20 protein-coding genes are annotated in these 18,150 nt (G+C 60.6%); 6 read left to right on the top strand and 14 right to left on the bottom strand.

Translation table 11 applies throughout. The annotated features are described in order from the left end of the window. Positions 1-55 precede the first annotated feature (55 nt). Genes HXW87_RS10590 through HXW87_RS10570 form a run of 5 tightly spaced genes read right to left on the bottom strand, consistent with a single transcriptional unit; the run spans position 56 to position 3,597 of the window. Complete coding sequence (locus tag HXW87_RS10590; RefSeq protein ID WP_086792039.1) at positions 56-694, bottom strand: LysE family translocator; 639 nt, start codon at positions 692-694, stop codon at positions 56-58. 60 nt (positions 695-754) lie between these two features. Continuing rightward, positions 755-1,171, bottom strand: coding sequence for a fosfomycin resistance glutathione transferase (gene fos / locus HXW87_RS10585; RefSeq protein ID WP_239778885.1), 417 nt, complete (start codon positions 1,169-1,171; stop codon positions 755-757). Between the two features lie 3 nt (positions 1,172-1,174). Continuing rightward, entirely contained in the window at positions 1,175-1,891 is a 717-nt protein-coding gene (locus tag HXW87_RS10580; RefSeq protein ID WP_239778884.1) for a hypothetical protein, read from the bottom strand. Positions 1,892-1,928: 37 nt separating this feature from the next. Beyond that, positions 1,929-2,663 (bottom strand): hypothetical protein, encoded by a 735-nt coding sequence (locus HXW87_RS10575; protein WP_239778883.1) that lies wholly within the window; start codon positions 2,661-2,663, stop codon positions 1,929-1,931. 22 nt (positions 2,664-2,685) lie between these two features. Then, positions 2,686-3,597, bottom strand: coding sequence for a LysR substrate-binding domain-containing protein (locus HXW87_RS10570; protein WP_239778882.1), 912 nt, complete (start codon positions 3,595-3,597; stop codon positions 2,686-2,688). Positions 3,598-3,674: 77 nt separating this feature from the next. On the opposite strand from HXW87_RS10570, the gene HXW87_RS10565 reads away from it, so the two are divergent. Continuing rightward, positions 3,675-4,163 carry a DMT family transporter gene (locus HXW87_RS10565; protein WP_239778881.1) on the top strand — a complete coding sequence of 163 codons (489 nt, stop codon included), beginning with the start codon at positions 3,675-3,677 and terminating at the stop codon, positions 4,161-4,163. A gap of 143 nt (positions 4,164-4,306) precedes the next feature. Here HXW87_RS10565 and yiaY read toward each other — a convergent pair whose 3' ends face one another. Further along, positions 4,307-5,455, bottom strand: a complete 1,149-nt coding sequence (gene yiaY, locus HXW87_RS10560) for an L-threonine dehydrogenase (RefSeq protein WP_239778880.1) — start codon at positions 5,453-5,455, stop codon at positions 4,307-4,309. Between the two features lie 153 nt (positions 5,456-5,608). Between yiaY and HXW87_RS10555 the strand changes: the two genes are divergently transcribed. Then, positions 5,609-6,628, top strand: coding sequence for a DUF4917 family protein (locus HXW87_RS10555; RefSeq protein WP_047292218.1), 1,020 nt, complete (start codon positions 5,609-5,611; stop codon positions 6,626-6,628). A gap of 97 nt (positions 6,629-6,725) precedes the next feature. On the opposite strand, the gene HXW87_RS10550 is transcribed toward HXW87_RS10555, so the two are convergent. Continuing rightward, positions 6,726-7,268, bottom strand: a complete 543-nt coding sequence (locus HXW87_RS10550) for an XRE family transcriptional regulator (protein WP_239778879.1) — start codon at positions 7,266-7,268, stop codon at positions 6,726-6,728. A gap of 106 nt (positions 7,269-7,374) precedes the next feature. On the opposite strand from HXW87_RS10550, the gene HXW87_RS10545 reads away from it, so the two are divergent. Then, positions 7,375-8,157 carry an aldolase gene (locus HXW87_RS10545; protein ID WP_047292216.1) on the top strand — a complete coding sequence of 261 codons (783 nt, stop codon included), beginning with the start codon at positions 7,375-7,377 and terminating at the stop codon, positions 8,155-8,157. 21 nt (positions 8,158-8,178) lie between these two features. Further along, positions 8,179-9,063 (top strand): dihydrodipicolinate synthase family protein, encoded by an 885-nt coding sequence (locus tag HXW87_RS10540; RefSeq protein WP_239779149.1) that lies wholly within the window; start codon positions 8,179-8,181, stop codon positions 9,061-9,063. Between the two features lie 134 nt (positions 9,064-9,197). Here the strand turns inward: HXW87_RS10540 and HXW87_RS10535 are convergent, their stop codons facing one another. The 3 genes from HXW87_RS10535 to HXW87_RS10525 form a co-directional block, all read right to left on the bottom strand. Beyond that, positions 9,198-9,542 carry a YegP family protein gene (locus tag HXW87_RS10535; protein WP_239778878.1) on the bottom strand — a complete coding sequence of 115 codons (345 nt, stop codon included), beginning with the start codon at positions 9,540-9,542 and terminating at the stop codon, positions 9,198-9,200. Between the two features lie 186 nt (positions 9,543-9,728). Next, complete coding sequence (locus HXW87_RS10530; protein WP_041070458.1) at positions 9,729-10,040, bottom strand: ribbon-helix-helix domain-containing protein; 312 nt, start codon at positions 10,038-10,040, stop codon at positions 9,729-9,731. A gap of 13 nt (positions 10,041-10,053) precedes the next feature. Beyond that, positions 10,054-10,635, bottom strand: a complete 582-nt coding sequence (locus tag HXW87_RS10525; protein ID WP_047292206.1) for a DJ-1/PfpI family protein — start codon at positions 10,633-10,635, stop codon at positions 10,054-10,056. Between the two features lie 294 nt (positions 10,636-10,929). On the opposite strand from HXW87_RS10525, the gene HXW87_RS10520 reads away from it, so the two are divergent. Beyond that, positions 10,930-11,835: a DMT family transporter gene (locus HXW87_RS10520; protein WP_239778877.1), complete on the top strand. Its 906-nt coding sequence runs from the start codon at positions 10,930-10,932 to the stop codon at positions 11,833-11,835. Between the two features lie 59 nt (positions 11,836-11,894). Here the strand turns inward: HXW87_RS10520 and HXW87_RS10515 are convergent, their stop codons facing one another. The 4 genes from HXW87_RS10515 to HXW87_RS10495 all read right to left on the bottom strand — a co-directional run bounded on the left by HXW87_RS10515 (position 11,895) and on the right by HXW87_RS10495 (position 15,384). Next, on the bottom strand, positions 11,895-13,118 hold the full coding sequence (locus HXW87_RS10515; protein WP_239778876.1) for an SAM-dependent methyltransferase: 1,224 nt from the start codon (positions 13,116-13,118) through the stop codon (positions 11,895-11,897). Positions 13,119-13,361: 243 nt separating this feature from the next. Beyond that, complete coding sequence (locus tag HXW87_RS10510; RefSeq protein ID WP_239778875.1) at positions 13,362-13,979, bottom strand: hypothetical protein; 618 nt, start codon at positions 13,977-13,979, stop codon at positions 13,362-13,364. Between the two features lie 33 nt (positions 13,980-14,012). Beyond that, positions 14,013-14,762 carry a TPM domain-containing protein gene (locus tag HXW87_RS29470; protein ID WP_275588964.1) on the bottom strand — a complete coding sequence of 250 codons (750 nt, stop codon included), beginning with the start codon at positions 14,760-14,762 and terminating at the stop codon, positions 14,013-14,015. Positions 14,763-14,775: 13 nt separating this feature from the next. Beyond that, positions 14,776-15,384, bottom strand: coding sequence for a LemA family protein (locus HXW87_RS10495; protein WP_007963199.1), 609 nt, complete (start codon positions 15,382-15,384; stop codon positions 14,776-14,778). A gap of 258 nt (positions 15,385-15,642) precedes the next feature. On the opposite strand from HXW87_RS10495, the gene bglX reads away from it, so the two are divergent. After that, on the top strand, positions 15,643-17,934 hold the full coding sequence (gene bglX / locus HXW87_RS10490) for a beta-glucosidase BglX (RefSeq protein ID WP_239778874.1): 2,292 nt from the start codon (positions 15,643-15,645) through the stop codon (positions 17,932-17,934). Positions 17,935-18,150 lie beyond the last annotated feature (216 nt).

Genomic DNA, 18,150 nt, shown 5'->3' with positions numbered 1-18,150 from the left:
AATGCAGCACTGTTCAACCATCCTTGCCCTTGATCAAGCATCCCTGCACACAATTTCAAGCCTTGTTCGGCAGCAATCCCGGTAGTGCGTGCACCAGTGCGTTTATGGCAAAACCGATGAACATCACGCCACATAAACGCGTGATCATCAGCTCGTGGCGCTGATACAGCGTGCGTACGCGGCGGGCGCCAACCACGCCGATCAGAATAGCGTAGGCCAGCAAACCGCCAAGAAAGCTCAGGGCGATCAGTGCCGGCAGCATCGACCAGTTGAGCAGTTCGGCACGACTCGACAGCAACGCGGTAAACGTCGCCACCGCCACCGGGTAGGCCTTGGGATTGGTCAAACCAAACAGGATTCCGTGCCAGAACGGCTGACGCGCAGCGCCCTGCGGCTGATCATCGCTGCGCCGCTGGGCGCGCACTGCGCGCCAGCCAAGCCAGAACAGGTACAAGCCGCTGAGTACGCCGAGCACGTCAAAGGCAGTGCTGCCGATTTCCCGGGCGCCGACGATGGCGATCAGCGCGGTGCTGCACCAGACCACATCGCCAAGCAGGTGCCCACAAAGAAACCCGGCTCCGGCCCGTCGCCCATGCGCCGCGCCAATGCCGAACACCGCCAGCACGCCCGGCCCAGGCGTGATGCCGTAAATGAAACCCGAGGCCAGAACGGCCATTAGCAGCGATGGAGTCATGAAAAACCTGCTGACGCCAGTCCAAATGATGGCCAGTCTATATCAGCCTGTGCCACCTGATCACGACGCGTCGTAAAAACGCATGCCCGAGTACGGTTTGCGCCGACAGGCTGCCAGTCGCGAGGCGAGATCGCCGACGTGCGCTTCGAGCTTGTGGCCATCAGGATCAAGGAAGTAGAACGACGCACCTTCGCTGCGATTGTCGCGCCATTCCTGGACGTTCGCCACTTTTAGCTTCTGCACGAACGACGAAAAATCCGCCTCGGCCAGACTGAATGCGTAATGGGTGTAGTCGACGGACGGCTCGCTGCTGCGCTGTGCGTCCAGCGACAGACACACCCACAACCCCGGCAGCGACAGATAGGCACCGGTGTCCCACGTGGCTTCGACGCGCAGGCCCAGCACATCGCGATAGAACGTCAGGCTGCGGGGCAAATCGTTGACAGCGAGGGTCAGGTGGTTGAAACCGGTGAGCATGGGTCAGTAACCTCTGAGGTCTTCAGGGACGTTGTACTGCTGGCCATCGTACGTCAGGGTGATCTGCTTTCTCTTCAACTCGGTGTTTGTCGAAACGCACTGACTGCCGGACCGGGTATTTTTCATTTTGCTGCCGCTGGTGGTGACGATCAGATCGGCGAAACCATTGTGGCTCGTTGGAGCGATTTCGAGCGTCCGACGGACTTTTTTGGTGTAGCCCTCGCAATCATTCACGAACTCACCGTTGTTCTTGGAGACCACCAGGCCTTCAAGCACCGGACGTAACTCGTCGCCCTCACGCACATACAGCGCCAGATCGGTTTTTTCGTAGGGAACAGCGTGGGAACTGTGCGCGAATTTCGCGCGCAGCCCAAAAGCCCGGACGTCCGGGGTCAAACGGTAGCGCGCCGTATCGATGCGTACATCCTCCAGACGCACGGCATCGGAGTTGTACGCGCCCGGTTTATGGTAAGTGGCGATGGGTTTGGCGTTGCTCGCGTTGAGGAGCGCCAGCTCCAGATCGAACGCCCCGGCATCGTCGCCACCGGAGTCGGCGAGGTAGGTGGATTTGACCGAAATCGCCTGACTCGGAAACGCCGGCCAGACGTTGCAACGCGACATGGATTTGCCGTCGAAACTCTTGGTGGTGCAGGCGGCGTGGGCCTGGGTGGTGATGGCCAGCAAACCGAGGGCGAGCAGGAGTCTGGTGGGGTTGAGCATGGTTCTTCCTTGATAGCTGTTGTGTATGGCTGACGGGTTACAGGCCTTGGAAACCGTTGGGCAAAACGTAGGATTTTCCGTCGTAGTGCAGAGTGGTCAGCACCGGTTTATTGTTCGAGGTCTTCATTTCGCAATTGTCCGGCGCGCCCTCGCCACTCACGCCAGTGGTGACCGATTTCACGATCAGGTCAGCAAATCCGTGAGAGCTGGTTTTACCTATTTCGATCGTGCTGACAGTGGTCGCACGTTCGCCTGCGCAATTGCCATCCCATTCGCCGCTGAAGCGGTAAACCAGCATCCGATCCAGTACCGGACGCAGTTTGCCGCCCTCTTTCACATAGAGCGAGAGCTCGGTTTCATCCAGTGGATTGACGCGCGAGGAGCCTTTGAAAATTGCCCGGACGCCAAAGGCACGAATGTCAGAAGTGAGTTTGTAGCGCGCCGTGTCCAATTCCAGGCTCTCCAGCGCGAAGGCGTCAGTCTGGAATGCGGACGGTCGATGATAGGTAGCGAGCGGTTTCGAGTTATCGGCTGACGACACGGATAAATCCAGATCGTAAGCGCCAATTCTGTCGCCATGGGCATACACCGGATCCGGTTTGAACTTTGCTATCGCATTGATCGTCAGGGGCGGATCGACAGGCCAATCCTTACAGACCGAAAAATCCCACTGTCCTGTCACCGCTGGCGGCGTGCACTCGGCCAACACCTGCCCCGCCATCAACCACCCACTCAGGGCCACCCAGCCAATCCATCCAGACTTCACTGTCACACCCCACTCCTTGATAACGTTTTCAGCCGCGCACTATCCCCTCCTCAATCCGGCGATTCAACCAGTTCAACGCCTGATCCCCACCCCGGCGCTTATGCCACGCCAGCACAAACGTGAACGGCGCAATCTCGAACGGTGGCGGCAGCACAATCAGCTCCTGCTGATCAATCTCGCGCACGCTGCGCGACGACACCGTGAGAATCAGATCCGTGCCGCTGATCAACTGCGGCGCGACGTTCCAGTGCGGCAGGCTGATGGCGACGCGGCGGCGTTCGCGCAATGTCGTCAGTGCCCGTTCGATTTCCGGGGTACCGCTGCCGCGCATTTCCAGCAACACGTGCGGGCGCGACAGATAGGTCGGCAAATCCAGTACGCCGTCGGCCGGCAAGCGGCGGCGATCCAGCAGGCAGACGTAGCGTTCTTCGAACAGCACGCTGTTGCGCAATTCGTTGGGCATTTCCGGGAACACCCCGGCGGCCACGTCGATGTCGCCGTTGAGCACACCGTCGAGCATGCCTTCGCGGCTGGCGTGGCTGATCTGCAGGTCGATGCCCGGTGCCTCGCGGCGCAAGGTACGGATCAGTCCAGGCAGGATGATGGCCGCGCCGTAGTCGGACATCGCCACGCGAAAGGTCCGCCGCGCGGTGGCCGGATCGAACGTGTTCGGCGCCAGCAGCGATTGCACCTGGGCCAGCGCTTCGGCCAGTGGCGCAACCAGTTCCAGCGCCCGCGCCGTGGGCACCAGGGTCGAACCGGCGCGCACCAGCAGCGGATCGCCGAGCAAGTCGCGCAGCCGCGCCAGCGCATGGCTGACCGCCGGTTGACTCAGGTGCAGCCGCTCGGCAGCGCGGGTGACGTGTTGCTCGCTGAGCAAGGCATCGAGGACCACCAGCAGGTTGAGATCGATACGGCGTAGATCATTCATCTTGTGCATGTTCTGGATGACAAAACGGAATTTAAATCTGCTCGACGAATACTCTACAGTCCAGCAAAACCTGTTGGAGTGTGATCATGAGTACGTTGCAGTGGGCCGGCCTGTTGCTGCTGGCCGCGTTTGCCGGGGCGGTGGTGCCGTTTCAAAGTGCGATCAACAGCAATCTGGCGCGGGGCCTCGGCCATCCGCTATGGGCAACCTTGGCCTCGTTGCTGGTGAGTGTGTTGGTGCTGTTGCCGGTGATTCTGGCGTTGCGCCTGCCGCTGCCGTCGCTGGGTTTTATCAGCAAGGCGCCGTTGTGGATGTGGGCCGGCGGTGCGTTCGGCGTGTGCTTTGTGGCGCTGGCGGTGATGTTGCTGCCGAAGCTCGGCGCGTCGGGGTTTGTGGCGCTGGCGTTGGCCGGGCAGGTAATTGCGTCGATGGTGCTGGATCACTTCGGGTTGTTTGGGCTGGTGGAGAAACAGCTGACGGCGTCGCGGGTGTTGGGCGCGTTGCTGCTGATTGGCGGGGTGGTGTTGATTCAGTTTGGTGAGGTGTTTGAGCGGAATGTGGCAGCGGTTGGCTGATCTGAGAGCTCATGGTTTTGTGGTGTTGACGAGTCAGTCTTCGCGAGCAGGCTCGCTCCACAGTGATCGCATTTCAACTGTGGGAGCGAGCCTGCTCGCGAAGGGGTCAGTGAGCTCTGCTGAACATATCAGGACGGCGCTTCTCAAAACGCATTACGGAAAATCTCCTCGATCTGCCGCTGATCCGCCGCCCGTGGGTTGGTCAGGCCGCACGCGTCTTTCAGCGCGTTGGTGGCTAGCACTGGAATATCGCTGAGCTTGGCACCGAGTTCGCGCAGGCCGCAAGGAATGTCGACATCCTTGGCCAAACAACGGATCGCATTGATCGCCGCCTGAGCGCCCTCCTCCGCGCTGAAACCACGAATGTCCGCGCCCATGGCGTGGGCGACATCAGTCAGTCGTTCGGCACAGACCAGTGCGTTGAAGGTCTGCACGTGCGGCAGCAGCACGGCGTTGCACACACCATGGGGCAAGTCGTAGAAACCGCCCAACTGGTGCGCCATCGCATGCACGTAGCCGAGCGATGCGTTGTTGAACGCCATGCCGGCGAGGAACTGCGCGTAAGCCATGTTCTCCCGCGCCGCGAGGTCGCTGCCGTCACGCACGGCCAGGCGCAGGTTGTTGCTGATCAGGGTCATGGCCTTCAGCGCGCAGGCATCGGTGATCGGGTTGGCCGCCGTAGAAACGTAAGCTTCGACGGCGTGGGTCAGCGCGTCCATGCCGGTGGCGGCAGTCAGGCTTTTCGGCATGGCGACCATCAGCGCCGGGTCGTTGACTGACAGCAACGGCGTGACGTTGCGGTCGACGATGGCCATTTTCACATGCCGCGATTCATCGGTGATGATGCAGAAACGGGTCATCTCGCTGGCGGTGCCGGCGGTGGTGTTGATGGCGATCAGCGGTAACTGCGGCTTGCTCGATTGATCGACGCCTTCGTAGTCGCGGATCTGCCCGCCGTTGGTCGCACACAGGGCGATGCCCTTGGCGCAGTCATGGGGCGAGCCGCCGCCCAGCGACACCACGAAATCGCAACGACTTTCCTTGAGCAACGCCAGCCCGGATTCGACGTTGGCGATGCTCGGGTTCGGTTTGGCGCCATCGAAGATCACCGAGTCGATGTCCTGCATCGCCAGCTTCTCGGCGACCATGGTCGCCACGCCAGCCTTGGCCAGCCCCGCGTCGGTGACGATCAGCGCCTTGCGAAACCCATAGTTGCGGATCGCAACCATGGCCTCGTCGAGGCATCCATTGCCCATGATGTTTACGGCTGGAATGAAAAAGGTGCTGCTCATGCGCGTCTCCTGACTGGGGCCGAATCGACTGCTCCGATCCGGCGGATGTGCACAGGATCGACTGATCGGTCACGGCTGATGTTGATCTGGCTCAACGCCCGCTCGTGATAAAGTCGCCGTCCATCCGCCCTTTGTTTTGAGACTGCCCACGCAATGACCGATTTTCTGGATGTCGACGCCACCCTCGAAGACTGGAGCGCCCTGCGTGCCACCACTGACTTCAGCGGTCTGCTGGTGGGCAACGGCGCCAGCCGCGCGGTGTGGGACGACTTCGGCTACGACTCGCTGTTCGAAAACGCGCGCACGGTGGAAGAGAAACCACTGAGCCCGTCGGAGCTGAGCGTGTTCGATGCGATGCAGACGCGCAGCTTCGAGCAGGTGCTCGGTGCACTGAAAACCACCAGTCGGGTCAACAAAGCGCTGGCCGTCAGCTCGGCGGCACCGCGCAATCGCTATTACGCGATCAAGGAAGCACTGATCAATACCGTGCACGCCGTACACATTCCGTGGCGGCTGGTGCAGGCCTCGACCCTGGCCACGCTCAACCAAGAGCTGGCGCGTTATCACACGGTGTTCACCACCAATTACGATCTGCTCAACTACTGGGCGATCCAGCACCGCAGCGAGGTCATCGACGACCTGTTCAACGGCCCCGACGCCAGTTTTGATCTGAGCGACAGCACCAGCGCCAAACCGCGTCTGCTGTACCTGCACGGCGGTCTGCACCTGGTGCGCAACCAGGACGGCACCGCGCGCAAACTGACCTCGACCGAGGGCACCCTGCTCGGCAGTTTTGCGATCAACAACACGATCAAGACGCTGGACGACGTGCCGCTGTTCGTCACCGAAGGGCCGAGCGCGGACAAGCTCAAGACCATCCGCAGTTCGGATTATCTGTCGTTCTGTTATGAACAGTTATTGGGGCACGCGGATAACCTGTGCATCTTCGGTCATGCCTTGGGCGAGCAGGATGCGCACATCGTGCGGGCGCTGCGCTTGGCGAAACCGGCGAGCGTGGCGATCTCGATCTATCCGCGCAGTGCGGCGTTCATTCAGCATCAGAAGCGCCATTACGCGAAGGTGTTCGAAGGGACCAGCGTTGCGTTGCGGTTCTTTGATGCGAAGACGCATGCGTTGGGCAATCCGAAGCTTTCAGTGCCGGTCGAGGTTTGATGTAACCGGACTGACGCCTTCGCGAGCAAGCTCGCTCCCACATTGGAACGCGAACTACTGTGGGAGCGAGCTTGCTCGCGAAGCTTTTGGGGCCAACTCATTCTTCGCTGCTGTGCACCACCACCAGCAACTGCGCCTGCACGTCGCCCACCGATCTGATCCGGTGCGGCTTCTGCGCGTTGAAATGAAGCGCATCGCCGCGTTCCAGCAGCACCCGCTCGTTCATGAAATCCACTTCCACCTGCCCTTCGTGGACGAACAGAAACTCCTCGCCCAAATGCTCCTTGAAGGTCTTGTCGGTGAATTCGCTCGGCGGGTAGATGATGAATGGCAGCAGGTTGCGTTCGCTCACCTGATGCGCCAGCACCGCGTACCCCGGGCTCTGATCGTTGGCCGCCAGTGACTGGCGTTCGTGGCTGCGCACCAGGCTGTAACTGTCGAGGCTGACGTTGTCTTCGGAGAACAATTCCTCGACCTTCACGTTCAGCGCTTTTGCCAGTTTCAGCGCGGCCGCAATCGACGGGGTGTTCAACCCGCGTTCGACTTTCGACAGATAACTCTTGGTCATGCCGGATTTTTCGGCCAGTGCCTCAAGCGTTACCCCAAGTTTTTTTCTCAACAATTTCAAACGGATAGACATGCGCAGCGGTTATTCCATCAAGGAAGCAACGATTTGTACTTGCCAATGACACTTTGTGTCATATAGCCTCTTTAGTGTCATTTGCACTCACTCAAAGGACACAAACATGGCCAAGACATTAGCACTACCCAAAGAGCAACTGGTCAAGCAAGCGCTGACCCAAATGCAAAAAAGCCTGGCGGATAATACGTGGACTGACCGGCAAAAGCTGGCGCTGACCTGCCGGATCCTGTTCGAGAGCGGTCACGACTCCGGTCTGGCCGGACAAATCACCGCTCGCGGTCCGCAACCGGGAACCTATTACACTCAGCAACTGGGCCTGGGTTTCGATGAAATCACCGCGAGCAATCTGCTGCTGGTCAACGAAGACCTGGAGGTGCTCGAAGGTCACGGCATGGCCAACCCGGCCAACCGTTTCCACAGCTGGGTCTACCGCGCCCGGCCGGACGTGAACTGCATCATCCACACCCACCCGACGCACATTGCCGCGTTGTCGATGCTCGAAGTGCCGTTGGAAATCTCCCACATGGACCTGTGCCCGCTGTACGACGACTGCGCGTTTCTCGAAGGCTGGCCGGGGGTGCCGGTGGGTAACGAAGAAGGCGAACTGATCGCCGGTGCGCTGGGCGACAAGCGCGCCATTCTGTTATCGCACCACGGCCAGCTGTCGACCGGCAGCACGATCGAAGAGGCCTGTGTCATCGCCCAACTGATCGAGCGCGCCGCCAGACTGCAGCTGCTGGCGATGGCCGCCGGTACGATCAAACCGATCATTCCGGCGCTGGGGCGCGAAGCCCACGACTGGGTGTCGAAACCCAAGCGCCACGCCGCTGCTTTCAACTACTACGCCCGGCAGAACCTGCGCCAACACGCCGATTGCCTGAACTGATTTCAGCTTTTCCCGGAGACCATCATGTCCAATATTCACGGCATCATCGGCTACACCATCACCCCGTTCAGCGCCAACGGCGAAGGCCTCGATCTGCCGGCCCTCGGCCAATCCATCGATCGCCTGATCGACAGCGGCGTCCACGCCATCGCCCCGCTGGGCAGCACCGGCGAAGGCGCCTATCTGAGCGACGCCGAGTGGGATCAGGTCGCCGAGTTCAGCATCCAGCACGTGGCCAAACGGGTGCCGACCATCGTCAGCGTGTCCGACCTGACCACCGCCAAAGCCGTACGCCGCGCACGCTTCGCTGAAGCCCACGGCGCCGATGTGGTAATGGTATTGCCCGCCTCCTACTGGAAACTCAGCGAAGCGGAAATCCTCGCCCATTACCGCGCCATCGGCGACAGCATCGGCGTGCCGATCATGCTCTACAACAACCCGGCCACCAGCGGCACCGACATGTCGGTTGAGCTGATTCTGCGCATCGTCAATGGCGTGGAAAACGTGACCATGGTCAAGGAGAGCACTGGCGACATTCAGCGCATGCACAAGCTGCAATTGCTCGGTGAAGGCCAGGTGCCGTTCTACAACGGCTGCAACCCATTGGCGCTGGAGGCGTTTGCCGCCGGGGCCAAAGGCTGGTGCACCGCCGCGCCGAACCTGATCCCGCAGTTGAACCTGGATCTGTATGCGGCTGCGCTGGCCGGTGATCTGGAACACGCACGCAAGCTGTTCTATCGCCAGTTGCCGCTGCTGGATTTCATCCTCAAGGGCGGTTTGCCGGCGACGATCAAGGCTGGATTGCGCGAGACGGGGCTGGAGGTCGGTGATCCGCGGTTGCCGGTGTTTCCGTTGAGCGAAGCTGGGCAAGCTCAGCTAAAAGCAATCCTCAAGACCCTGCGTTGATCTCACACACAATTACCTGTGGGAGCTGGCTTGCCAGCGATAGCGGTGTATCAGTCAACATCAATGCTGAATGACAGGCCCTCATCGCGGGCAAGCCCGCTCCCACAGGAGCTGTGTGAAATTTGAGAGGGAATTCAGAGTACCGGCAAGGTCTTGTCCTTGATCACTTTGCTCGGCCCGTTGGCCTTGACGCTGGCGATGCCTTTGGCACACGCGGCGTCGTTGGAGTAGGACTCGCTGCTGCCGATGATCTGGTGGTTGGCAGCTTTGAGGTTGAAGTAAGGATGACCATCCTTGGTGGTCCTTTTCTCGTAGCGTTCATCCAGCGGACTGTTGGTCTGCACCGCTGCAATGCCATTTTCAGCAGCGCTGCGGGTGGTGTAGAGCTCGCTGGTGAGAATGGTTTCAGCGTTAGCGGCCTTCAACACAAACCTGAACTGGCCGTTGCTGCTTTTGCTCACTTCGTACCATCCGGACATGCTCGATTCTCCTTGGCGGTTGAGGGGTTTCGCGCTTCAGAGTAAAGACCAGCCCAACACTTCTGTCGCCTGTACCGGCCCCATCGCGGGCAAGCCCGCTCCCACAGAGTTCGTCAGCGACCACAAAATTTGTGAGCACCAGAGAAACCCGTGGGAGCGGGCTTGCCCGCGATGGGGTCAACTCGGTCAGGACTGTTTCACCACTGCTCGCACCACCGACAACTGCGGCTCCGTCACCCGCCGCTGACTCAGATAGCGCGTACAACTCACCCGCAGAAACGAAGCAAAATTCACCACCTCGCCGCGATAATCCATCACCTCTTCATACAGCTTGGCGATCAACTGGTTGGTGGTCATGCCATCGACTTCGGCGATTTCGCTGAGGATGTCCCAGAACTGATTTTCCAGGCGCAGCGTCGTCACCACGCCGCAGATGCGCAGCGAGCGCGAGCGGGATTCGTAGAGAATCGGGTCGGCCTTGACGTAGAGCTCGCACATCGGCGAATCCTCGTTACAGGGTGATTTGGGTGCCGAGCAGGCCGAGGAAACCGGCCAGCCAGTTCGGATGCGCCGGCCATGCTGGCGCAGTCGCCAGATTGCCTTGAACGTGGCCGTCGGTCACCGGGATATCGATGAACGTGCCGCCAGCCAGTCGCACTTCCGGGGCGCAGGCCGGATAAGCGCTGCATTCGCGACCTTCGAGAACCCCAGCCGCTGCCAGCAATTGCGCGCCGTGACAGACCGCGGCAATCGGCTTGCCGGCCTTGTCGAAGGCACGCACCAGTTCCAGGACTTTATCGTTCAGGCGCAGGTATTCCGGCGCTCGTCCGCCGGGGATCAGCAGCGCGTCGTAATCGGCCTCGGCGACCTTGGCGAAGTCGAAGTTGAGGGCGAACAGGTGCCCGGGTTTCTCGCTGTAGGTCTGATCGCCTTCGAAGTCATGGATCGCGGTGCGCACGGTCTTGCCGGCGGCCTTGTCCGGGCACACGGCGTGCACGGTGTGGCCGACCATCTGCAGGGCCTGGAACGGCACCATCACCTCGTAGTCTTCGACGTAATCGCCGACCAGCATCAGGATTTTTTTCGCGGCCATGGGGAGGACTCCTCTGGGAATGGGCTTGCAGGAGTCTTCAAGGTAGACCTTATCCGTTCGGGCGGGTAACAACCGGCTACTACCGAGTTGACTTCATCGCTGGCAAGCCAGCTCCCACAGGTTCTGAGGCGATCACCGATTTAGCGCTCAACGCCATCACTGTGGGAGCTGGCTTGCCAGCGATGGCAATCTCGAACTGTACGGATAAGTCTTTGCCTAGCTGTAACAGCCAGAAGTCCACGGTTTATGGCTTGATGAAGGTCGTTCTCTGCCACCTTCGATTTCGGTGTTCCTATGTCCTCGCGCGAAAACACCGGCATGGCCCTCGGCCTGCTCGGGGTTGTGATTTTCAGCCTGACCCTGCCCTTCACCCGGATCGTGGTGCAGGAACTGCATCCGCTGCTCAATGGCTTGGGCCGGGCACTGTTCGCGGCGATTCCGGCGGCGGCGCTGTTGCTCTGGCGACGCGAGAAGTGGCCGAGCTGGCAGCAGGTCAAAGGCCTGAGCCTGGTAATCGCCGGGGTGATTCTCGGCTTCCCGGTGCTGTCGGCGTGGGCCATGCAAACCTTGCCGGCGTCCCACGGTGCGCTGGTCAACGGTTTGCAACCGCTGTGTGTGGCGCTGTATGCGGCGTGGCTGTCCCATGAACGCCCGTCGAAAGCCTTCTGGGCCTGCGCCGCACTGGGCAGTGCGCTGGTGCTCGGTTACGCGTTGTACACCGGGGCCGGCAGCATTCAGGCCGGCGACTTGTTGATGCTCGGCGCAATTGCCGTGGGTGGCCTGGGCTATGCCGAGGGTGGCCGGCTGGCCAAGGAAATGGGCGGCTGGCAGGTTATCTGCTGGGCGCTGGTGCTGTCGACGCCGCTGCTGATCGGCCCGGTGTTGTACCTGGCGCTGCAGCACCATGGCGCGGTGTCAGCCAAGACCTGGTGGGCGTTCGGGTACGTGGCGCTGTTCTCGCAGTTTCTCGGCTTTTTCGCCTGGTACGCCGGGCTGGCGATGGGCGGGATCGCGCGGGTCAGTCAGATCCAGTTGCTGCAGATTTTCTTCACCATCGCGTTTTCGGCGTTGTTCTTTGGGGAACATGTGGAACCGATTACCTGGCTGTTTGCCTGCGGGGTCATCGCGACGGTGATGCTCGGGCGCAAGACCGCCATCAAACCCCATGTGGGAGCGAGCTTGCTCGCGAAGGGGCCCTAACAGTCGACATCATCGTTGACTGTCAGTCCGCTTTCGCGAGCGAGCTCGCTCCCACAGGATCAGAGGAAGCCGTCGGCGCGCAGCAGGGTTTCCAGACAGTGTTCGCTGATGTTGTAGAAGTCCTTGAGTTCCTGAATCTTCACCAGCAGTTGGGCCGGGTCCACCGGCTCGGCGCGCTTCACCGCGAGAATCATCTTGTTCTTGTTGGTATGTTCCAGCGAGATGAACTCGAACACTTTGGTCTCGTAACCACAGGCTTCGAGGAACAGCGCACGCAGACTGTCAGTGACCATTTCCGCCTGTTGGCCCAGGTGCAGGCCGTATTGCAGCATCGGCTTGAGCAGTGCCGGGCTCTGGATCTGCAGGCGGATCTGTTTGTGGCAGCATGGCGAACACATGATGATCGACGCGCCGGAGCGGATGCCGGTGTGGATCGCGTAGTCGGTGGCGATGTCGCACGCATGCAAGGCAATCATCACGTCCAGTTCGCTCGGCGCCACGCTGCGCACGTCACCGCACTTGAACACCAGGCCCGGGTGTTCCAGTTTCGCCGCGGCGGCGTTGCACAGGTTGACCATCTCCTCGCGCAGCTCGACGCCGGTGACTTCACCCTCGGCCTTGAGCGTGTTGCGCAAGTAATCGTGAATCGCGAACGTCAGGTAGCCCTTGCCCGAACCGAAATCCGCGACCCGCACCGGTTTGTCCAGCGCCAGCGGTGAGGAGGTCAGCGCGTGGCTGAAGACTTCGATGAACTTGTTGATCTGCTTCCACTTGCGCGACATCGCCGGGATCAGCTCATGCCGCGCGTTGGTCACGCCCAAGTCCTTGAGGAACGGTCGGCTCAAGTCCAGAAAACGGTTTTTCTCACGGTTGTGCTCGGCGGACGGCGCTTCACGCAATTGCTGAGGTTTGCTCTTGAACAGCGAAGGCTTGCCCTTTTTGCTGTATTCGAGCTGGGCTTCGTCGGTCACAGTCAGCAAATGCGCATTCTTGAACGCCGTCGGCAACAGCTCGGCAATCACCGCCACGCCTTCGCTCAGCGGCAGGTTCTTGGTGATGTCGCGGGTCTTGTAGCGATAAACGAAGGACAGGTTGGGCTGCGCCTTGACCGTCACCGCTTTGATGATGATCCGCTGCAGCTCCGCCTCTTCGCCCACGTATTTGGCCAGCACCAGTTTGATGAAGCCGTTCTGTTCGAGGCTGGTGCGCAGCAGCTCGATGAACTGGGCGTGATGATCGGGCGCCGGTTTGGCAGACGGCGCGGATGGGGCGTTAACGGACATGAACAAGCAGCCTCGGGCGGGGCGAAATCGGGAATGGCGGGTATTTTAGGGGGGATGGCGGTTGGGGACACGCTCTTATTTACCCAACGGCAAAATCCATGACACCCAACCTTGTGGCGAGGGGATTTATCCCCGACAGGGCGCGACGCTGCCCTTTATGTCCGGCCAGTCAAATCAGATGCACAGTTTTTTGCGACTGCTGCGCAGCCGATCGGGGATAAATCCCCTCGCCACATGACTGACTCAACCCAACACAATCAACCGATTGGGCAATTCATTCCTCACCTGCGTCACCGGCACATGCACCTTGAGCAATTCGCCGCAGGCCTCGATGCAGGTGATGAACCCCTCAAGCGTGCGCCCCTGCCGCACCTGCTCGGTGAACGCGGCAACAATCGCGTCCCAGCTCTTGTTGTCCAGCCGCCGGGAAATCCCTTCGTCCACCAGAATCTCCACGTAACGTTCGGCCTCGCAGACAAAGATCAACATCCCCGTGCTGCCGACGGTGTGGTGCAGGTTCTGTTCGAGAAACTGTCGCCGCGCCAGATTCGACGCGCGCCAGTGCCGCACACGGCGCGGGATCAGGCGGGTGGTGACTTTCGGCAGACGAAACAGCAGGCACAGGACGATAAACAGCCCCCATTGCACCAGCAACAGGCTGCGCATGGTCAGCCAGCCCGTCAGGTAATGAACGATGCCCGGCACCAGCAGCGCCAGCAGGCTGGCCCACAGCAGCGGGATGTATGCGTAGTCATCGGCGCGCGCCGCCAGCACCGTTACCAGTTCGGCGTCGGTGTCGCGCTCGACCCGGGCAATCGCCTCGGCGACTTTGCGTTGTTCGTGTTCGGTCAGTAATGCCATGTCGAAAAGTGCCTGATCATTATTGTTGTGTGTTCACCAGCCGCCGGACGATCCGCCGCCGCCAAAACTGCCCCCGCCGCCGCTGAAGCCCCCGCCGCCACCGCCGCCGCCAAATCCACCCCCACCGAAACCGCCGCCACCGGAGCCGCCACGGCCGGCGGGAAGGATACCGAGCATCTGGCAGACAAACACCGTCAGGATGAACAACACCACCAGAAAAACGAACAACAACGGATGCCGCGAGACGAAATCGTTTTGCGGATCACCGCTCGACTCGTACACCGTCGACGGCTCGTCCAGCGGATTGCCGCCGAGCACCACCAGCATCGCCGCGACGCCGTCGCTGATGCCCTTGCTGAAATTGCCGGCCTTGAACGCGGGAGTGATCACTTGATGAATGATCACCGAACTCTGTGCATCGGTCAGTCGATCTTCCAGCCCGTAACCGACTTCGATGCGCAGCTTGCGCTCGTCCCGGGCGACGATCAGCAGCGCGCCGTTGTTCTTGTCCTTCTGGCCGATGCCCCAGTGCCGGCCCAATTGCACGCCGTAATCCTCGATGGTGGTGCCCTGCAGATCAGGCACCGTGACCACCACCAGTTGCTCGCCGGTCGCCTGTTCATGGGCCTGCAACTGCTGGCTCAACTGGGCGCGCACCGAGGGCTCGAGCATCTGCGCCTCGTCCACCACTCGCCCGCTCAGCGCCGGGAACGTCAACTCGGCCCGGGCGCTGACGGCGAACAGCCACAGCATCAGCACCAGGCCTATCTTCAACACACGCATGAATAACCTCGGGTCAGAACTTCACTTCCGGGGCCTTTTCCGCGCCGGGGGTGGTGGCTTCGAAGGTTTCGCGAATCGGCAGATCGCTGTACATCACGCTGTGCCAGAGGCGCCCGGGAAACGTGCGGATCTCGGTGTTGTACTTCTGCACCGCCAGAATGAAATCGCGCCGCGCTACGGCAATCCGGTTTTCCGTACCTTCGAGCTGCGACTGCAAGGCGAGGAAGTTCTGGTTGGCTTTCAGGTCCGGATAACGCTCGGACACCACCATCAGCCGACTCAGGGCACCGCTCAACTGATCCTGGGCTTGCTGGAACTGCTTGAGTTTTTCCGGATTGTCGAGGGTGCTGGCATCGACCTGGATCGACGTCGCCTTGGCCCGCGCCTCGACCACTGCCGTCAGGGTCGCTTCTTCATGCTTGGCGTAGCCTCTGACGGTTTCCACCAGATTGGGGATCAGGTCGGCACGGCGCTGATACTGGTTCTGGACCTGGCCCCAGGCGGCTTTCGCCTGTTCGTCGAGGGTCGGGATATTGTTGATGCCGCACGCGGTCAACAAGGTGGCAAGCACCAGCAACGTGGCGACCTGCAGACGCGAGCGGTAGGTTGGACTGACATTCATCAAAGTGATGCTCCCTGGCGTATTTCATAAAAAACCGACCGTGAAACCTTCTGCATCGGCGGTTGGGGCATAATCGGCCGCGCCACTGGATTGCAACGGGCCGATGGGCTAAAAAGAGGCCCTGCGCAAACGCTGCCGACGGTCGGCGGGCGTTTTTGGCTCGGTCATTTTGAGCCTGCACCCGAACAACAATAGTCGCTCCCTAACTTTTGGCTGGCCGGCATTGCATTGCCGTTTGGGCCCTCGAGAAAAATATTCATGAAGAAGCTGTGTTTGCTGGGCCTGTTCGTCAGCCTGGCCAGTCATCAAGTATTGGCCGCCACGACCCCGGTACCCCTGGAAAACAAGGACGCGTTCATCAGCAACCTGATGAAGCAAATGACCCTCGATGAAAAGATCGGCCAGTTGCGCCTGATCAGCATCGGCCCGGAAATGCCTCGCGAACTGATCCGCAAAGAGATCGCCGCCGGCAATATCGGCGGTACGTTCAACTCGATCACCCGCCCGGAAAATCGTCCGATGCAGGACGCGGCAATGCGCAGCCGCCTGAAGATTCCGATGTTTTTTGCGTACGACGTGATCCACGGTCATCGTACGATTTTCCCGATTCCGCTGGCCCTGGCCTCGAGCTGGGACATGGACGCCATCGGCCAGTCCGGGCGTATTGCCGCCAGGGAAGCGGCGGCCGACAGCCTCGACATCACCTTCGCACCGATGGTCGACATCTCCCGTGATCCGCGCTGGGGTCGCAGCTCCGAGGGTTTCGGTGAAGACACCTATCTGACTTCGCGCATCGCCAAAGTGATGGTCAAGGCCTATCAGGGCGATACCCCGAGCGCCGCCGACAGCATCATGGCCAGCGTCAAACACTTCGCCCTGTATGGCGCGGTCGAGGGCGGTCGTGACTACAACACCGTGGACATGAGCCCGGTGAAGATGTACCAGGACTACCTGCCGCCCTACCGCGCCGCGATTGACGCCGGCGCCGGTGGCGTGATGGTCGCGCTGAACTCGATCAACGGCATCCCGGCCACCGCCAACACTTGGCTGATGAACGACTTGCTGCGCAAGGACTGGGGCTTCAAGGGCCTGGCCGTCAGCGACCACGGCGCGATCTTCGAACTGATCAAGCACGGCGTGGCCGCCGACGGTCGTGAAGCGGCGAAGCTGGCGATCAAGGCCGGCATCGACATGAGCATGAACGACACCCTGTACGGCAAAGAGCTGCCGGGGCTGCTCAAGTCCGGCGAGATCGAACAGAAAGACATCGACAACGCGGTGCGCGAAGTGCTCGCCGCCAAGTACGACATGGGCCTGTTCAAGGACCCGTACCTGCGTATCGGCAGGGCCGAGGATGATCCGGCCGACACCTACGCCGAAAGCCGTCTGCACCGCGCCGAAGCCCGTGACGTGGCGCGACGCAGCCTGGTACTGTTGAAGAACCGGAACGACACCCTGCCGCTGAAGAAAGACGCGAAAGTCATGCTGGTCGGTCCATTGGCCAAGGCGCCGATCGACATGATGGGCAGTTGGGCTGCCGCCGGTCGTCCGGCGCAATCGGTGACCCTGTTCGACGGCATGAGCAATGTCATCGGCGACAAGGCCAACCTGATCTACGCCCGTGGCGCCAACATCACCAGCGACAAGAAGGTCCTCGACTACCTGAACTTCCTCAACTTCGACGCCCCGGAAGTGGTCGATGACCCGCGCCCGGCCAATGTGCTGATCGACGAAGCGGTGAAAGCAGCCAAGGACGCAGACGTGATCGTCGCCGCCGTTGGCGAATCCCGTGGCATGTCCCACGAATCCTCCAGCCGCACCGACCTGAACATCCCGGAAAACCAGCGCGAGTTGATCCGTGCCCTGAAAGCCACCGGCAAACCGCTGGTACTGGTGCTGATGAACGGCCGTCCGCTGACCATTCTCGAAGAGAACCAGTCGGCTGATGCGATTCTGGAAACCTGGTTCAGCGGCACCGAGGGCGGCAACGCCATCGCCGACGTGCTGTTTGGCGACTACAACCCGTCGGGCAAACTGCCGGTGACCTTCCCGCGTTCCGTGGGCCAGATCCCGACCTACTACAACCACCTGAGCATTGGCCGGCCGTTCACGCCGGGCAAACCGGGCAACTACACCTCGCAGTACTTCGATGACACCACGGGCCCGCTGTTCCCGTTCGGTTACGGCTTGAGCTACACCCAATTCGCCCTGAGCGACATGGCGCTGTCGTCAACCACGCTGAACGCCACCGGCAAGCTCGACGCCAGTGTCACCCTGAAAAACACCGGCAAACGTGACGGCGAAACCGTGGTGCAGCTGTACATTCAGGACGTCACCGGCTCGATGATTCGCCCGGTGAAAGAACTGAAGAACTTCCAGAAAATCATGCTCAAGGCCGGCGAACAGAAAGTCGTGCACTTCACCATCACCGAGGATGACCTGAAGTTCTACAACGCCCAGCTCAAGTACGCGGCAGAGCCTGGCAAGTTCAACGTGCAGATCGGTCTGGATTCGCAGGATGTGACGCAGCAGAGCTTTGAGTTGCTGTAACCGTTAAAAGCAAAAGATCGCAGCCTTCGGTGTAGTGGTTCAGTTTTTTTAAACCACTCCTTAGGAGCATTAGACCGCTTGTTGCTCAAACAGCGCAGGCGGCAAGTGGTTCGAGGCAGAGTGGCAACGACGATGGTTGTAGTGATGAACAAAATCCATCACATCCTTCTCCGCTTCGAAATGGTTTCGGTAGCCGTTTTCCGGCATCCAATCGTG

It is taken from the genome of Pseudomonas sp. Y5-11, from assembly GCF_022368695.1.
Lineage (GTDB): Bacteria > Pseudomonadota > Gammaproteobacteria > Pseudomonadales > Pseudomonadaceae > Aquipseudomonas > Aquipseudomonas parakoreensis.
Note: the sequence above shows the minus strand (reverse complement) of the source record. Positions and strands in the feature narration are given on the sequence as shown.

Coding starts and splice junctions, on each gene's coding strand:
- HXW87_RS10590 (WP_086792039.1), bottom strand. CDS start 694: ATGACTCCATCGCTGCTAATGGCCGTTCTGGCCTCGGGTTTCATTTAC.
- fos (WP_239778885.1), bottom strand. CDS start 1,171: ATGCTCACCGGTTTCAACCACCTGACCCTCGCTGTCAACGATTTGCCC.
- HXW87_RS10580 (WP_239778884.1), bottom strand. CDS start 1,891: ATGCTCAACCCCACCAGACTCCTGCTCGCCCTCGGTTTGCTGGCCATC.
- HXW87_RS10570 (WP_239778882.1), bottom strand. CDS start 3,597: ATGCACAAGATGAATGATCTACGCCGTATCGATCTCAACCTGCTGGTG.
- HXW87_RS10565 (WP_239778881.1), top strand. CDS start 3,675: ATGAGTACGTTGCAGTGGGCCGGCCTGTTGCTGCTGGCCGCGTTTGCC.
- yiaY (WP_239778880.1), bottom strand. CDS start 5,455: ATGAGCAGCACCTTTTTCATTCCAGCCGTAAACATCATGGGCAATGGA.
- HXW87_RS10555 (WP_047292218.1), top strand. CDS start 5,609: ATGACCGATTTTCTGGATGTCGACGCCACCCTCGAAGACTGGAGCGCC.
- HXW87_RS10550 (WP_239778879.1), bottom strand. CDS start 7,268: ATGTCTATCCGTTTGAAATTGTTGAGAAAAAAACTTGGGGTAACGCTT.
- HXW87_RS10545 (WP_047292216.1), top strand. CDS start 7,375: ATGGCCAAGACATTAGCACTACCCAAAGAGCAACTGGTCAAGCAAGCG.
- HXW87_RS10535 (WP_239778878.1), bottom strand. CDS start 9,542: ATGTCCGGATGGTACGAAGTGAGCAAAAGCAGCAACGGCCAGTTCAGG.
- HXW87_RS10530 (WP_041070458.1), bottom strand. CDS start 10,040: ATGTGCGAGCTCTACGTCAAGGCCGACCCGATTCTCTACGAATCCCGC.
- HXW87_RS10525 (WP_047292206.1), bottom strand. CDS start 10,635: ATGGCCGCGAAAAAAATCCTGATGCTGGTCGGCGATTACGTCGAAGAC.
- HXW87_RS10520 (WP_239778877.1), top strand. CDS start 10,930: ATGTCCTCGCGCGAAAACACCGGCATGGCCCTCGGCCTGCTCGGGGTT.
- HXW87_RS10515 (WP_239778876.1), bottom strand. CDS start 13,118: ATGTCCGTTAACGCCCCATCCGCGCCGTCTGCCAAACCGGCGCCCGAT.
- HXW87_RS10510 (WP_239778875.1), bottom strand. CDS start 13,979: ATGGCATTACTGACCGAACACGAACAACGCAAAGTCGCCGAGGCGATT.
- HXW87_RS29470 (WP_275588964.1), bottom strand. CDS start 14,762: ATGCGTGTGTTGAAGATAGGCCTGGTGCTGATGCTGTGGCTGTTCGCC.
- HXW87_RS10495 (WP_007963199.1), bottom strand. CDS start 15,384: ATGAATGTCAGTCCAACCTACCGCTCGCGTCTGCAGGTCGCCACGTTG.
- bglX (WP_239778874.1), top strand. CDS start 15,643: ATGAAGAAGCTGTGTTTGCTGGGCCTGTTCGTCAGCCTGGCCAGTCAT.